Source organism: Listeria farberi (genome assembly GCF_014229295.1).
Lineage (GTDB): Bacteria > Bacillota > Bacilli > Lactobacillales > Listeriaceae > Listeria > Listeria farberi.
The window spans coordinates 128,959-143,408 of record NZ_JAARZL010000006.1; the positions used below are offsets into that span (position 1 = coordinate 128,959).

The following is a 14,450-nucleotide window of genomic DNA, read 5'->3' on the forward strand; positions in this document are numbered from 1 at the left end:
CTATTAGAGGATAAGGTCAGGAAGAGATAATTGGGTCATCTGAATCGCCTGAACTCCCGTCGCTCGCTTTTACTTCAATCACTAACTTATGCGGAAGGCAAACGACCGTATCACCTTGTTTATCAATTGCTCCAGTCCGAACACATACCTGATCATTACAATTGGCTTTACTAATTCGAATTTCTTCTCCCGAAACCTCAATCGTGTTAGTATGTCCATCTGGTTGCTTCACATCAAAGCTTTCAGTCCCTTTATGTCCAGTGAGTGTAACGGTCTTATATTCTTTATTATCAACAGAAATAACCGCCACAAGCTCCTTTGTTCCATTTTCTGGAGTAGGTTCATTCGCTTTTACATATGAAAAAATAGCAATTGGTAAAAAGGAAAGTATACAAAGAGATAAAATAATTATAATATCCCAGCGTTTTACCATATAAAAGTACTTTTTCACCATATTGCCTCCTTTCAAAATGTCATGTACAAATCCTATTTTAAAGGATAACGCCTAAATATAATAGGAAAAAGTTCATAAAAATAAACAAATAATAAAAACGGAAGCACCTCCTATGCCAAAACTGGCTTTTGGATGCACTCCCGATTTTTAATTTAAAATTTTAACTAGCAAAATTACTTGTCTCTGTAAACGGATCTCGGCTTACCGTACCACCAGTGACCAAGATGTTTTTGGAACCAAGGAACAGCCCAATAATCAAGACCAAATGTGCGTCCAGCGCCGTTTAGAAGTGCGATAGAAGCTGGTAACGCCCAGAATTTGTCCCAACCAAGCATAGCGCTTAGAGTGAACATTACTAGGAACCCAGCACTTCCGATACTTACAAGCCAAGTGAATAAACCAACTACCATAGCAAGACCAATTGCAAGTTCAACAAAAGGTACAACTTTTTGCATTACTAGAGCAACGTCAAGGTTTGGCATTAGAAGTTTCATAATCCATTCAAACCAACCAGGCATATGACTAAGAATTGGTGTAGTTACATTTGTCGCAGCGGCACCAGCAGCATCTCCAGCAGCTTGACTAGCACCAGAAGTTGCAGCGGTTTGTAACCATTCAAATGGCATTTTGGAAGTTGTTGCTGTTAACCAAGAATCAGAACCAATCCCGTTAAATAGAGGTTTTAAATTAGTAAAACTTACTTTATCCCATGTAGTTTCACCGTAGATTTTAGAAAGTGCTTCGTCAATCCAGAACCAACCTAGATATACACGTAAAGGAAGAACCCAAAGTACGTTTCCGTAACGAGAAGTCCATCCACGGAAGATATTACGGTGGTCTTTAATGTGGAAGAATTCGTGCATAATGTATTGCCACATGTAATAACCACTGCGAATACCGAAGAAGTAATATAAGTTAACCATATGTTTCATTAAAATAGCGAACCAACCAGATAAATGCATCCCACCAAGGTGAGCAACACCATATTTAGCTCCAATAGAAACCATTACACCATGATATTTACCTTGGAATGGTTCTTTCTCGCCAGTACCGCTCATTTCAACGATGATGCTTTTCGCTGCAGTTAATGCAGTTTGTTCAGCGCCTTCAACGATTTGTGGCGTTGGTTTGCCATCTTCATCTTCAAAGTAAGCAAGGTCACCAACAACATAAACGTCTTTAAGACCTTCTGCTTCCATATATTGGTTTACTTTCAAACGGCCTGCACGAGCAGATTCCATACCGTAATCTTTTGTATCAGAGTTAGCGCGAACACCAGCAGTCCAAATTAATGTACTTGTTGGAAGCTCTTCGCCAGATTTAAGAACGATGCTTTCAGGTTTAACTTCAACAATTGCAGCGTTTTTCATGATTTCAATACCTTTTTTAACCATGTAACGTTCTGCTTTATCTGCGTCTCTTCTTTCAAGCATGTTTAGGATTGTTGGAGCAGCTTCTACTACTACCAGTTTAATTTCAGATGCATCAATTTTGTTATCTTTAGCTAGACGATCTTTCCATTCTAAAAGTTCCCCAACCATTTCGATACCAGTAAAACCAGATCCACAAACAACGAATGTTAACATTGCTTTACGTTTTTCAACGTCTTGTTCGCGGGATGCTTTAGTTACTGTTTCTTCAATATGATTGCGTAATTTAACAGAATCTTCCCAAGACCAAAGTGTAAAGCCGTTTTCGCCAACACCTGGAGTCCCGAAATCATTAGGTTCTCCGCCCATACCAAGTACTAGGTAATCGAACGGATAGCTTCCGTGTTCTGTTGTTACAACTTTCTTATCGTGATCTACATGTGTCACGTTATCAGTTACAAGATTAACTTTTGTTCTATTAAACAAGCGACGTAAATCATATTGAATTGCAGTTGGTTCAACACGACCACCAGCAACCTCATGAAGTTCAGTCATCATTGTGTGATACGAATGACGATCGATTAATGTAATATTGACGTCTTTGTCTTTCTTGTATTTCTTAGCTAATTTCTTAGCAGCGTGTACACCTGCATATCCTGCCCCAATTAAAACGATATTCTTTTCAGGCATATGCTTCCTCAACTCCTTGTAAGTTTATTCACAAAAATAAAATGAGTCCAAAATTCCCCACAGTATTATTATAACCTATCATAGTTTAACAGAAACATCCTACTAATGTCTAGATAGTAAAGAACAATTCTAATCTAAAAACCGAAAAATAGGACTTTATACAAATTTTATATATTTGAGCAGGCTAAAAGTCCTTGTTTTATCTAGGTTGTTAGACATTTTTGTATGCTATTTTGCTAGAAAATGATGGTTTTACCCAAGTTTTATATATCAATAGTCATTATTTTGAAAATTAGATGAATTATGTCTTTAGAATTACAGTAGACAAAAGCACGAGCTGGTGGTATCATTTGTATTGTAAAAGTGATATCGCTTTCGCAGACTATTCGTTTGTGTTCACGTTATCACAAAGAAGGTTTTAATAAAACAAAAGGTGGGAGCAAATATGAAATTGAAAAAAGTAGCAATGGGTATTACCGTAGTAATGGCTTCAAGCTTATTACTAGTAGGTTGCGGTAGTAGCGACGACAGCAGCAAAGACAAGAAGAGCACAGACACAAAACAAACAGAAACAAAGAAAACAGCTAAAACAGATGGTACTATGACTGATGGTACTTACAAATTAGAAGAAAAGAATTTCGACGACAAAGGCTGGAAAGGTTTCATGTCAATCGAAGTTAAAGATGGTAAAATCACTAAAGCTAACTATGATTACAAAAACAAAGACGGCAAACTTAAATCCGAAGATGCAGACTACGAAAAAGCAATGAAAGATAAAGTAGGAACTGGTCCTCAAGAATACTTGAAACAATTAAGTGATTCTTTAGTTAAAAATCAATCTGCAGCATCTGTAGAAGTAGTTTCAGGAGCGACTCATTCTTCTGACGCTTTCATCAACTATGCTAACCAATTAATCCAAGCAGCTCAAAAAGCTGATACAACTACAATTTCCATCAACAACCTAGCTAAAATGGAAGATGGAACTTACAAACTTGAAGAACAAAACTACGCACATGGTTACCGTGTAGTATTCAACATGGACGTTAAAGATGGCAAAATCACTAAATCTGACTACAACTATGTTGACAAAGACGGCAAACTTAAATCAGACGACGCTGATTACGAGAAAAACATGAAAGCTAAATCTGGTACTGGTCCAAAAGAATACATCCCAGCACTTAATAAATCTCTAGTAGAGAAACAAGACGTTGCTGCAGTAGACACTGTTTCTGGTGCTACTAACTCTTCTAACCAATTCAAAATCTACGCAGCTCAACTTCAAAATGCTGCACAAAATGGTAATACTGACACTATCAAAGTGTACAACCTAGTAGAAGCTGAATAATTAGTACAATGAAATGCACAAAACGGCTGGCCCTAATTCTGGGGCTAGCCGATTTTTTTATCGCAAAACAGAGAAATTAAGCCTTTTTATTGTAGATTTATTCTTTTTTTTACGCTATAGTTATTCAAGTAAAGATCACGGATTAGAAAGGTGAAAAGCTAATGAAGAAATGGAAAATAATATTATCAGTTATCGTACTCGCGCTTGTGGTGTCAGCATGCGGAAATTCTAATAACAATTCAAAAAAAGAACCAAGTGACTCTAAAACACTTTTGGAACAACCTTATTCTAAAACTGATTTCCTAATGGGAACAGTAGTTACACTTAAAATCTATGACAAAGGCAAAGAAGACGTTCTAGATAAAGGTTTTGATCGCATTAAAGATTTAGCGGCAAAAATTACTACAAGCGATTCAGAAAAAACATCAGAAGTGGATAAAATAAACGAACAAGCAGGGAAGAAGCCGGTAAAAGTTTCTAAAGATGTCTACTATTTAATCCAAGAAGGACTGAAATACTCGGAAAACTCTGGTGGTAGCTTTGACATTACCATTGGACCACTTACTTCTTTATGGCATATTGGTTTTTCCGATGCTCGCAAACCTTCTCAAGCAGAAATTGATGCAGTATTACCATTGATTAATTATAAAGATGTAAAAATGAATGACAAAGAGCAAACAGTTTACCTAGAAAAAGAAGGCATGGAACTTGATTTAGGAGCAATTGCTAAAGGATTCATCACTGACGAAACATTAAAAGTGTTTAAAGATAACAAAGTAACTACATCCATTATTGATTTAGGTGGAAATATTTATGTTCAAGGAAAAAATCCTAATGGAAATAAATGGAATGTTGGAATTCAAGATCCGTTTTCCCCGCGCGGTAGTGTTATCGGAAAACTTCCGGAATCCGACATGTCTATTGTAACTTCTGGGATTTATGAACGTTACCTAGAAGTGGATGGCAAAACATATCATCACATTTTAGACCCGAAAACTGGGTATCCGTTTGACAATGATATTGCGGGTGTGTCTATTGTATCTAAAAAATCTATCGATGGTGATGGTTTATCAACAGCTACTTTCTCTAAAGGCATTCAAGGCGGAATGGACTACATTGAGAAGTTTAAAGGTGTAGACGCTATTTTTATTAGTAAAGAGAAAAAAGTATACGAAACATCCGGACTAAAAGGACAGTTTGAATTAACAGATAAAAACTTCCAAATGGATACTTTGGAAAAGTAAAATAATATATAGTAGAAAGTGAGCAGGCTTTTAACTGAAGTCTGCTCGCAAGTATGATAGAAAGGGGTTAAAAAGGTGTTATGTCAATATCGTCATTCCTAAAGTTGGTTGAAATCCAGACGAAGATAGCTAGTGTATTTCCGTTTATGTTAGGAACGTTATTCGTTGTATATCAATATGATATGTTTAAGCCTATTAACACATTGATATTTTTTGGTTCCATGTTAATTTTTGATTTAACAACTACCGCGATTAATAATTATATGGATTACCGTAAAGCAACTGATAATCATGACTACGATTACCGAACGACAAGTAATGTTATTGGGCAGCAACAAATTCCAGAACGGACAGTTATTATTACTATATTTCTAATGTTTTTCATTGCGACTGGTTTAGGTGTTTGGCTTGTTTTCCGCACAGATTTGCTTGTGTTATTAATTGGATTTGTATGTTTTTGTATTGGCATTTTGTATACATTTGGTCCTGTGCCACTCTCTCGGATGCCGCTTGGAGAGATTTTTTCTGGGGTTACTATGGGGTTTGGTATTTTCTTCTTAGCTGTGTATGTAAATGCATACGATGCTGGAATTGCGAATTTACTTTGGCAAGGTGAAATGGTAACTATCCAGTTTAATCTGATAGAAATTATTCGGATAGGTGTGGTATCCTTACCATGTATTTTCACGATAGCAAATATTATGTTAGCTAATAATTTGTGTGATTTAGATGAGGATATTAGAAATCATCGGTATACACTTCCTTATTATATAGGTAGAAAAATGGGAGTTCTCCTTTTTAATACGCTATACTATGCATCGTTCTTAGCCGTGATTGTTTCTGTGTTAATTCATTTCTTGCATCCAATCATGTTGGTGTCGCTCCTAGCAGTTTATCCGATTTATCGTAATTTAGTTAAATTTAATAAAGAACAAGTAAAATCAAAAACATTTGTTATTGGTATACGTAATTTTGTATTGATTAATGCAACTTTAACCTTTTTGATGGCGGTTAGCGTTGTCATTCAACAATTGGCGTGAGTGAAGGGGGCTTCTTTGAATGATAGAAAAACTGATATTAGGTCGTTTTGTTCCAGGGGAGTCCTTGATTCATAGGCTTGACGCAAGAACAAAACTACTAGCTGGATTTTATTATATTGGAATTTTATTTTTAGCAAATAACTGGTGGACATATGCTTTAATGGTTTTGTTTACACTAATAGTTGTCCAAATGACAGGGATAAAATTGAAAGTTTTTATAAAAGGTGTTAAACCACTCATATGGTTAATCTTATTCACTGTTGTGATGCAAATCCTATTTGCGAGTGGTGGAACGATTTATTTCGATTGGGGTCCTTTTACAATTTCTTCTTTTGGCCTTTTGAATGGTGTATTTGTATTTTTACGCTTTGTATTAATAATCATTATGTCAACAGTTATCACCTTAACAACTACCCCAATGAACTTAACAGATGCAATTGCGTATATTCTTCGTCCTTTTGCAATACTTAAAGTACCTGTTAATGACATCGCCCTGATGATTTCTGTTGCCTTACGTTTTATTCCGACGCTCATGGGCGAAACGGATAAAATTATGAAAGCTCAGCGCGCGCGTGGAGTCGATTTTGGCGAAGGGAACATATTCGAACAGATGAGGGTAGTGGTCCCGATCTTTATTCCGCTTTTCGTTAGTTCTTTTAATCGAGCTGAAGAGTTAGCTGATGCGATGGAGGCTAGGGGTTATCAAGGAGGAGAAGGGCGAACTCGTTTTCGAATTCTTCACTGGCACTTTATCGATTTTGTCGCTTTTTGTATCATGTTACTTCTAACCGCCGGGCTTATATTGCTGCGAACTTCTTAAAAACATTCGACTAACGAGTGTTTTTTTGTTTTATTGAAAATGCGGGAAATACTGCTATGAAAGGTTTTTCGTCTTCTAACCAAACTAGATTCTTCTATATAATAGCTTCTATGAAAATAACTTAAAACTTTTTTCAAAAAGCGGTTGATTACTACCCCTAACCCGTGTATAATAGATAAAGTGCAAATGGACAGGCATTGGTCTGCCCTTTTGACAATGAGCACCCCGGTATTGCTGGGAATGCCCATGTGATGAAGTGAAAGGTTGCTGACACACCCGGCCGCTTTGCCATGGCGGATGTTCAGGTAATTTTCACGGAGAATGTCTATTTTAAAAGTAGGCGAAAAGGAGGGAAAGTAATGGCAAAACAAAAAATTCGTATTCGTTTAAAAGCGTATGATCACCGTATTTTGGATCAATCAGCAGAAAAGATTGTAGAAACAGCGAAACGCTCAGGTGCTTCCGTATCTGGTCCGATTCCACTTCCAACAGAGAAGTCAATCTACACAGTCTTGCGTGCGGTCCACAAATATAAAGATTCTCGTGAGCAATTCGAAATGCGTACACACAAACGTTTAATCGACATCGTTAATCCAACACCACAAACAGTTGATAGCTTGATGCGTTTAGACTTGCCAAGCGGTGTGGACATCGAAATCAAACTATAATAATAATAAATTAAATTAACAGGAGGTGTGACTCATGACCAAAGGAATCTTAGGTAGAAAAGTAGGGATGACACAAGTTTTCACTGAAAACGGCGAACTTATTCCAGTAACAGTAATCGAAGCAGCACAAAACGTGGTACTTCAAAAGAAAACTGTTGAAACTGACGGCTATGAAGCTGTACAAATCGGTTTCGAAGATAAGAGAGCAAAATTGTCAAACAAACCCGAACAAGGTCATGTAGCAAAAGCCAATACTACTCCTAAGCGCTTCATTCGCGAATTCCGCGATGTAAACTTAGACGAGTATGAGATTGGTGCAGAAGTAAAAGTAGACGTATTCGCAGAAGGTGACATCATCGACGCGACAGGCGTATCGAAAGGTAAAGGATTCCAAGGTGTTATTAAACGCCACGGACAATCACGCGGCCCTATGGCCCACGGTTCCCGTTACCATCGTCGCCCAGGTTCAATGGGTCCTGTAGCACCTAACCGTGTTTTCAAAAATAAACTACTTCCAGGTCGTATGGGTGGAGAGCAAATCACTATCCAAAACCTAGAAATCGTTAAAGTAGACGTTGAAAAGAACGTTCTTTTAGTAAAAGGTAACGTTCCAGGCGCTAAAAAAGCATTAGTTCAAATTAAAACTGCTACTAAAGCAAAATAATTCATTTGGAAAGGAGGACTAACGAATGCCAAAATTAAGCTTACTTAAACAAGATGGAACAAACGCTGGCGAAATTACTTTAAACGACACTGTTTTCGGTATCGAACCAAATGAAAAAGTTGTTGTTGATGTGATTTTGAGCCAACGTGCATCCCTACGTCAAGGGACACACAAAGTAAAAAATCGTTCAGAAGTACGTGGTGGCGGACGTAAACCATGGCGTCAAAAAGGTACAGGTCGTGCCCGTCAAGGTTCAATCCGTTCCCCACAATGGCGCGGCGGTGGTGTCGTATTCGGCCCAACACCTCGTTCATACGCTTACAAATTACCTAAGAAAGTTCGTCGTTTAGCGATTAAATCAATTCTTTCTTCTAAAGTAAATGAAGAAAAATTAGTTGTACTTGAAGGTTTGACTTTCGATGCACCTAAAACAAAAGAATTTGCGGCTTTTCTTAAAAATATCTCTGTAGATACTAAGGCACTAATCGTAGTTGCTGGTGAAAGTGAAAATGTAGAATTATCTGCACGCAACTTACAAGGCATTACAGTTATTCCAGCTGAAAGTATCTCAGTACTAGAAGTTGCTAAACATGATAAATTAATTATCACTAAAGCAGCTGTCGAAAAAGTAGAGGAGGTGCTCGCATAATGGATGCACGCGACATCATTAAGCGCCCGGTTGTAACTGAAGAATCTACAAGTATTCTCGACGATAAGAAATATACATTTGAAGTAGATACTCGCGCAACTAAAACGCAAGTAAAATACGCAATCGAAGAAATTTTCGACGTGAAAGTAGCTAAAGTAAACGTAATGAATTACAAAGGCAAACTTAAACGTATGGGCCGTTATGCAGGTTACACTAACAAACGCCGTAAAGCGATTGTTACTGTTACAGCTGACAGCAAAGAAATTCAATTCTTTGAAGTATAATTCGACTAACTTTAAATAAATCTAACGAGGAGGGGAAACAATGGCGATCAAAAAGTATAAACCTACCACTAACGGGCGCCGGCATATGACTAGTTCTGATTTTGCTGAGATTACTACAAGTACTCCAGAAAAATCTTTACTACGTCCTCTTAAAAAGAAAGCCGGACGCAATAACCAAGGTAAGTTAACTGTTCGTCATCACGGCGGTGGCCATAAACGCCAATACCGCGTGATTGATTTCAAACGTAACAAAGATGGTATTCCAGGACGCGTTGCAACAATCGAGTACGATCCAAACCGTTCTGCTAATATTGCTCTAATCAACTATGCTGATGGAGAAAAACGCTACATTATCGCAGCGAAAGGCCTTGAAGTAGGTCAAACAATTTATTCGGGAGCAGAAGCCGACATCAAAATCGGTAATGCACTAGAATTAAAAGATATTCCAGTGGGTACTGTTATCCACAATATCGAAATGAAACCTGGTAAAGGTGGACAATTAGTACGTTCTGCTGGAACAAGTGCTCAAGTGCTTGGTAAAGAAGGTAAATACGTATTAATCCGCTTAAACTCTGGTGAAGTTCGCATGATCCTTGCTACTTGTCGTGCTACAATCGGTCAAGTTGGTAATGAACAACACGAACTTATCAACATTGGTAAAGCAGGTCGTTCACGTTGGATGGGTAAACGCCCAACTGTTCGTGGGTCTGTAATGAACCCGAATGATCACCCACACGGTGGTGGTGAAGGTAAAGCTCCAATCGGTCGTAAATCACCAATGTCTCCTTGGGGTAAACCAACTCTTGGATACAAAACTCGTAAGAAAAACAACAACTCCGATAAATTTATCGTACGTCGTCGTAAGAAAAAATAATCGGATTAATAGATTGAATAAAATTGGTAGCAGGATAGCGAGGACAAGCGTTCTCAGCTTCCTGACTATGCGAAGGGAGGTTCCGTCATGGGTCGTAGTTTGAAAAAAGGACCTTTTGTTGATGACCACTTGATGAAGAAAGTGGAAGCAGCAGCAGAAAGCGAAAAGAAACAAGTAATTAAAACTTGGTCTCGTCGCTCCACGATTTTCCCAACTTTTGTTGGACAAACAATCGCAGTATATGATGGACGTAAACACGTTCCTGTTTATGTTCAAGAAGATATGGTAGGACACAAACTGGGCGAATTCGCACCAACTCGTACGTACCGCGGTCATGCGGGCGACGATAAAAAAACTAAACGCTAATTTGAGAGGAGGATATCCTAATGGCAAGTGAAGTTACAAGCGCAAAAGCCGTTGCCAAAACGGTTCGTATTGCTCCTCGCAAAGCTAGAATCGTCATTGATTTAATTCGAGGCAAGCAAGTTGGCGAAGCAATTGCAATCTTGAAGTATACTCCAAGATCGGCTTCCCCAATTATTGAAAAAGTATTAAAATCCGCTATTGCTAACGCAGAGCATAACTATGATTTAGACATTAACAACCTTGTAGTAGAGGAAGCATTTGTTGACGAAGGTCCAACACTTAAACGTTTCCGTCCACGTGCACAAGGTCGTGCAAGTGCAATCAACAAACGTACTAGCCACATTACAGTTGTGGTATCTGAAGTGAAGGAGGGATAATTCGTGGGTCAAAAAGTACATCCAATAGGTATGCGTATCGGTGTCATCCGTGATTGGGACTCCAAATGGTACGCGGAAAAAGATTATGCGGACTTCTTACATGAAGATTTACGCATCCGTGATTATGTTGCAAAACGTTTATCTGACGCTTCTGTTTCTCGCGTAGAAATCGAACGTGCAGCTAACCGTGTGAATATCACTATTCATACTGCTAAACCTGGTATGGTTATCGGTAAAGGTGGTTCTGAAGTTGAAGCATTACGCAAAAACTTAAACGAACTTACTCAAAAACGTGTTCATATCAATATCGTAGAAATCAAACGTGCTGACCTAGACGCAAAATTGGTTGCTGAAAACATCGCTCGTCAATTGGAAGGTCGTGTATCTTTCCGTCGTGCGCAAAAACAAGCTATCCAACGTACTATGCGTGCTGGAGCAAAAGGTATCAAAACTCAAGTATCTGGTCGTCTTGGCGGAGCGGATATCGCTCGTGCTGAACACTATAGCGAAGGAACAGTACCTCTTCATACATTGCGTGCCGACATCGACTACGCATGGGAAGAAGCTGACACAACTTATGGTAAACTAGGCGTTAAAGTCTGGATCTACCGTGGTGAAGTCCTTCCTACGAAGAAAAACAATGTGGAAGGAGGAAAATAATAATGTTAGTTCCTAAACGTGTAAAATACCGTCGTGAATTCCGCGGAAACATGCGTGGACGCGCGAAAGGCGGAACTGAAGTTGCATTTGGTGAATATGGTCTTCAAGCAGTTGAAGCTTCTTGGATCACAAACCGTCAAATCGAAGCAGCTCGTATCGCAATGACTCGTTACATGAAACGTGGCGGTAAAGTTTGGATTAAAATTTTCCCTCATAAATCTTACACTTCTAAACCAATCGGGGTTCGGATGGGTAAAGGTAAAGGTGCTCCGGAAGGTTGGGTAAGCCCAGTTAAACGTGGCAAAATTATGTTTGAAATCGCAGGTGTTCCTGAAGATGTAGCGCGTGAAGCATTACGTCTAGCAGCACACAAACTGCCGGTCAAAACTAAGATCGTTAAACGTGAAGAAATTGGTGGTGAAGCAAATGAAAGCTAATGATATCCGTGATTTATCCACTACCGAAATCCAAGATCAAGAAAAAGCTTTGAAAGAAGAGCTCTTCAACCTGCGCTTTCAATTAGCTACTGGTCAATTAGAAAACACCGCACGTATTCGTGAGGTTCGTAAAGCAATTGCCCGTATGAAAACAATCGTTCGAGAAAGAGAACTTGCTTAAAAAAGAATCGTAAGGAGGTTTTAATACATGGCTGACCGTAACCAACGTAAAGTTTATACTGGTCGTGTTGTATCCGATAAAATGGATAAAACAATTACCGTGGTTGTTGAAACGTACAAGAAACATGGTTTGTACGGTAAACGCGTGAAGTATTCTAAAAAATTCAAAGCGCATGATGAAAATAACATTGCAAAAACTGGCGATGTAGTTCGTATTTCCGAAACTCGTCCATTATCTGCAACTAAACATTTCCGTTTATTAGAAGTTGTAGAAGAAGCAGTAATTATCTAAATCAAAAGTTAAAAATAGATTGTGAAGAGTTGCCGAGCGCAATTTTTCCGACCCGTTATTCTGGAAGGAGGGTGTCCTAATGATTCAACAAGAAAGTCGTATGAAAGTGGCTGATAACTCTGGCGCACGTGAAGTGTTAACTATTAAAGTGCTAGGTGGATCAGGACGCAAAACTGCTAACATTGGTGATGTTGTCGTGTGTACCGTTAAACAAGCAACACCAGGCGGCGTTGTCAAAAAAGGTGAAGTTGTTAAAGCAGTAATCGTTCGTACTAAGAGTGGAGCACGTCGTCAAGACGGTTCTTACATCAAGTTTGATGAAAATGCATGTGTCATTATCCGTGACGATAAAAGTCCTCGTGGAACACGTATTTTTGGACCTGTTGCTCGCGAACTTCGTGAAAACAACTTTATGAAGATCGTTTCTTTAGCTCCAGAAGTTCTTTAAAAATTAAGTTCCAAGAAATCAAGGAGGTGCTATACCAATGCATGTCAAAAAAGGTGATAAAGTAAAAGTTATTACTGGTAAAGATAAAGGCAAATCCGGCAAAGTGCTCGCAGCATTTCCGAAAAAGGACCGTGTACTTATCGAAGGAATCAATATGGTTAAAAAACATACTAAACCTTCCAACATCAACCCGCAAGGCGGAATCTTGAATGTTGAAGCACCAATCCATGTTTCAAACGTAATGCTAATTGACCCTAAAACTGGCGAACCTACTCGTGTAGGCTACGAAGTTAAAGGTGATAAAAAAGTACGCGTAGCAAAAAAATCCGGTGAAGTAATAGATAAATAATAGTCGTAGGAAGGAGGGAATATTACATGAATCGCCTTAAAGATCAATATCTTAAGGAAATTGTTCCTGCTTTAATGAGCAAATTCAATTATGACTCCGTAATGGAGGTTCCAAAAATAGATAAAATCGTAATCAACACTGGTGTTGGTGACGCTACAGCAAATGCAAAAGTTTTAGACAGTGCAGTTGAGGAGTTAGCTCTTATCACTGGTCAAAAACCTGTAATTACAAAAGCAAAAAATTCTATCGCTGGTTTCCGTCTTCGTGAAGGAATGCCAATCGGTGCTAAAGTAACTTTACGTGGTGAACGCATGTATGATTTCTTAGATAAATTAGTTACTGTTTCACTTCCACGTGTTCGTGATTTCCGTGGTGTATCGAAAAAAGCTTTCGATGGCCGTGGCAACTATACGTTGGGTGTAAGAGAGCAACTTATTTTCCCTGAAATTGATTACGATCAAGTATCAAAAGTACGCGGTATGGACGTAGTAATCGTTACAACTGCCAAAAGTGATGAAGAATCTCATGAGTTACTTACTCAACTAGGGATGCCATTTCAAAAGTAATCAAAACTAATTTTAGTAGGGAGGCGAAAACGTGGCTAAGAAATCCATGATCGCGAAGCAAAAACGTACACCAAAATACGCTGTTCAAGCATATACTCGTTGTGAACGTTGTGGTCGTCCACATTCCGTTATTCGCAAATTTAAATTATGCCGTATTTGTTTCCGTGAACTTGCCTATAAAGGTCAAATTCCCGGCGTGAAAAAAGCAAGCTGGTAAGAAAGAGTTTAAGGAAGGAGGGTATTATACATGGTGATGACAGATCCAATTGCAGATTTTCTAACTCGCATTCGTAATGCAAACATGGTTAAACATGATAAATTAGAACTGCCTGCATCCAAAATCAAAAAAGAAATTGCTGAGATATTGAAGCGTGAAGGTTTTATCCGTGACGTTGAGTATATTGAAGATGACAATGCTGGAACAATCCGTGTTTTCTTAAAATATGGAGCGACTGGCGAACGTGTAATCACTGGTTTGAAACGTATTAGTAAACCAGGTTTACGTGTATATGCAAAATCAACTGAGGTGCCTAAAGTACTTAACGGTCTAGGTATCGCAATCGTTTCTACTTCCCACGGTGTTTTAACCGACAAAGAAGCCCGTGCTAAACAAGTCGGCGGAGAAGTATTAGCATACGTTTGGTAAGAAAAAGTAAACCATAAGGAGGTGCAA

Annotated in this window: 22 protein-coding genes; 20 read left to right on the forward strand and 2 right to left on the reverse strand. The window is 38.6% G+C overall.

From position 1 onward, the window contains the following. Positions 1 to 16 precede the first annotated feature (16 nt). Positions 17 to 451 carry a flavin-based extracellular electron transfer system protein EetA gene (gene eetA, locus HCB38_RS13725; RefSeq protein ID WP_185319790.1) on the reverse strand — a complete coding sequence of 145 codons (435 nt, stop codon included), beginning with the start codon at positions 449 to 451 and terminating at the stop codon, positions 17 to 19. Positions 452 to 627: 176 nt separating this feature from the next. Beyond that, complete coding sequence (locus tag HCB38_RS13730) at positions 628 to 2,514, reverse strand: FAD-dependent oxidoreductase (protein ID WP_185319791.1); 1,887 nt, start codon at positions 2,512 to 2,514, stop codon at positions 628 to 630. A gap of 445 nt (positions 2,515 to 2,959) precedes the next feature. On the opposite strand from HCB38_RS13730, the gene pplA reads away from it, so the two are divergent. The 20 genes from pplA (at position 2,960) to rpsH (ending at position 14,423) form a co-directional block, all read left to right on the forward strand. Continuing rightward, positions 2,960 to 3,859 (forward strand): extracellular electron transfer flavoprotein PplA, encoded by a 900-nt coding sequence (gene pplA, locus HCB38_RS13735; protein ID WP_185638801.1) that lies wholly within the window; start codon positions 2,960 to 2,962, stop codon positions 3,857 to 3,859. 161 nt (positions 3,860 to 4,020) lie between these two features. Further along, the gene (locus tag HCB38_RS13740) at positions 4,021 to 5,103 is read left to right on the forward strand and encodes an FAD:protein FMN transferase (protein WP_185319793.1); all 1,083 of its coding nucleotides are present in this window, start codon (positions 4,021 to 4,023) and stop codon (positions 5,101 to 5,103) included. Positions 5,104 to 5,183: 80 nt separating this feature from the next. Next, positions 5,184 to 6,143, forward strand: a complete 960-nt coding sequence (gene menA / locus HCB38_RS13745; RefSeq protein ID WP_185319794.1) for a 1,4-dihydroxy-2-naphthoate polyprenyltransferase — start codon at positions 5,184 to 5,186, stop codon at positions 6,141 to 6,143. 19 nt (positions 6,144 to 6,162) lie between these two features. Then, positions 6,163 to 6,963 carry an FAD export ECF transporter transmembrane subunit FmnA gene (gene fmnA, locus HCB38_RS13750; protein ID WP_185319795.1) on the forward strand — a complete coding sequence of 267 codons (801 nt, stop codon included), beginning with the start codon at positions 6,163 to 6,165 and terminating at the stop codon, positions 6,961 to 6,963. A 359-nt stretch (positions 6,964 to 7,322) separates the two neighbouring features. Then, a complete protein-coding gene (gene rpsJ, locus HCB38_RS13755; protein WP_003720954.1) occupies positions 7,323 to 7,631 on the forward strand; it encodes a 30S ribosomal protein S10 in 309 nt (102 codons plus the stop codon). Positions 7,632 to 7,665: 34 nt separating this feature from the next. Further along, positions 7,666 to 8,295: a 50S ribosomal protein L3 gene (rplC, locus tag HCB38_RS13760; protein ID WP_012986496.1), complete on the forward strand. Its 630-nt coding sequence runs from the start codon at positions 7,666 to 7,668 to the stop codon at positions 8,293 to 8,295. 25 nt (positions 8,296 to 8,320) lie between these two features. Further along, complete coding sequence (rplD, locus tag HCB38_RS13765) at positions 8,321 to 8,944, forward strand: 50S ribosomal protein L4 (protein WP_003727695.1); 624 nt, start codon at positions 8,321 to 8,323, stop codon at positions 8,942 to 8,944. Beyond that, positions 8,944 to 9,228: a 50S ribosomal protein L23 gene (gene rplW, locus HCB38_RS13770; protein WP_003728540.1), complete on the forward strand. Its 285-nt coding sequence runs from the start codon at positions 8,944 to 8,946 to the stop codon at positions 9,226 to 9,228. The genes rplD and rplW overlap by 1 nt, the downstream gene beginning before the upstream one ends. 40 nt (positions 9,229 to 9,268) lie before the next feature. Next, complete coding sequence (gene rplB / locus HCB38_RS13775) at positions 9,269 to 10,102, forward strand: 50S ribosomal protein L2 (RefSeq protein WP_003739849.1); 834 nt, start codon at positions 9,269 to 9,271, stop codon at positions 10,100 to 10,102. Positions 10,103 to 10,189: 87 nt separating this feature from the next. Beyond that, positions 10,190 to 10,468, forward strand: a complete 279-nt coding sequence (rpsS, locus tag HCB38_RS13780) for a 30S ribosomal protein S19 (RefSeq protein ID WP_003720946.1) — start codon at positions 10,190 to 10,192, stop codon at positions 10,466 to 10,468. 20 nt (positions 10,469 to 10,488) lie between these two features. Next, positions 10,489 to 10,845: a 50S ribosomal protein L22 gene (gene rplV, locus HCB38_RS13785; RefSeq protein ID WP_003727697.1), complete on the forward strand. Its 357-nt coding sequence runs from the start codon at positions 10,489 to 10,491 to the stop codon at positions 10,843 to 10,845. 3 nt (positions 10,846 to 10,848) lie between these two features. Next, entirely contained in the window at positions 10,849 to 11,505 is a 657-nt protein-coding gene (gene rpsC / locus HCB38_RS13790) for a 30S ribosomal protein S3 (protein WP_003720944.1), read from the forward strand. 2 nt (positions 11,506 to 11,507) lie between these two features. Further along, the gene (gene rplP, locus HCB38_RS13795) at positions 11,508 to 11,942 is read left to right on the forward strand and encodes a 50S ribosomal protein L16 (RefSeq protein ID WP_003720943.1); all 435 of its coding nucleotides are present in this window, start codon (positions 11,508 to 11,510) and stop codon (positions 11,940 to 11,942) included. Next, positions 11,932 to 12,123: a 50S ribosomal protein L29 gene (rpmC, locus tag HCB38_RS13800; protein WP_003720942.1), complete on the forward strand. Its 192-nt coding sequence runs from the start codon at positions 11,932 to 11,934 to the stop codon at positions 12,121 to 12,123. The genes rplP and rpmC overlap by 11 nt, the downstream gene beginning before the upstream one ends. 27 nt (positions 12,124 to 12,150) lie before the next feature. Next, complete coding sequence (gene rpsQ / locus HCB38_RS13805; RefSeq protein ID WP_003720941.1) at positions 12,151 to 12,414, forward strand: 30S ribosomal protein S17; 264 nt, start codon at positions 12,151 to 12,153, stop codon at positions 12,412 to 12,414. A gap of 79 nt (positions 12,415 to 12,493) precedes the next feature. After that, positions 12,494 to 12,862, forward strand: a complete 369-nt coding sequence (rplN, locus tag HCB38_RS13810; protein WP_003723686.1) for a 50S ribosomal protein L14 — start codon at positions 12,494 to 12,496, stop codon at positions 12,860 to 12,862. Between the two features lie 37 nt (positions 12,863 to 12,899). Further along, on the forward strand, positions 12,900 to 13,211 hold the full coding sequence (gene rplX, locus HCB38_RS13815) for a 50S ribosomal protein L24 (protein WP_003720939.1): 312 nt from the start codon (positions 12,900 to 12,902) through the stop codon (positions 13,209 to 13,211). A gap of 26 nt (positions 13,212 to 13,237) precedes the next feature. Further along, positions 13,238 to 13,777, forward strand: a complete 540-nt coding sequence (rplE, locus tag HCB38_RS13820) for a 50S ribosomal protein L5 (protein WP_003720938.1) — start codon at positions 13,238 to 13,240, stop codon at positions 13,775 to 13,777. 31 nt (positions 13,778 to 13,808) lie between these two features. Continuing rightward, positions 13,809 to 13,994, forward strand: a complete 186-nt coding sequence (locus HCB38_RS13825) for a type Z 30S ribosomal protein S14 (RefSeq protein WP_003723684.1) — start codon at positions 13,809 to 13,811, stop codon at positions 13,992 to 13,994. A gap of 30 nt (positions 13,995 to 14,024) precedes the next feature. Next, positions 14,025 to 14,423 carry a 30S ribosomal protein S8 gene (gene rpsH, locus HCB38_RS13830; RefSeq protein WP_185319796.1) on the forward strand — a complete coding sequence of 133 codons (399 nt, stop codon included), beginning with the start codon at positions 14,025 to 14,027 and terminating at the stop codon, positions 14,421 to 14,423. Positions 14,424 to 14,450 lie beyond the last annotated feature (27 nt).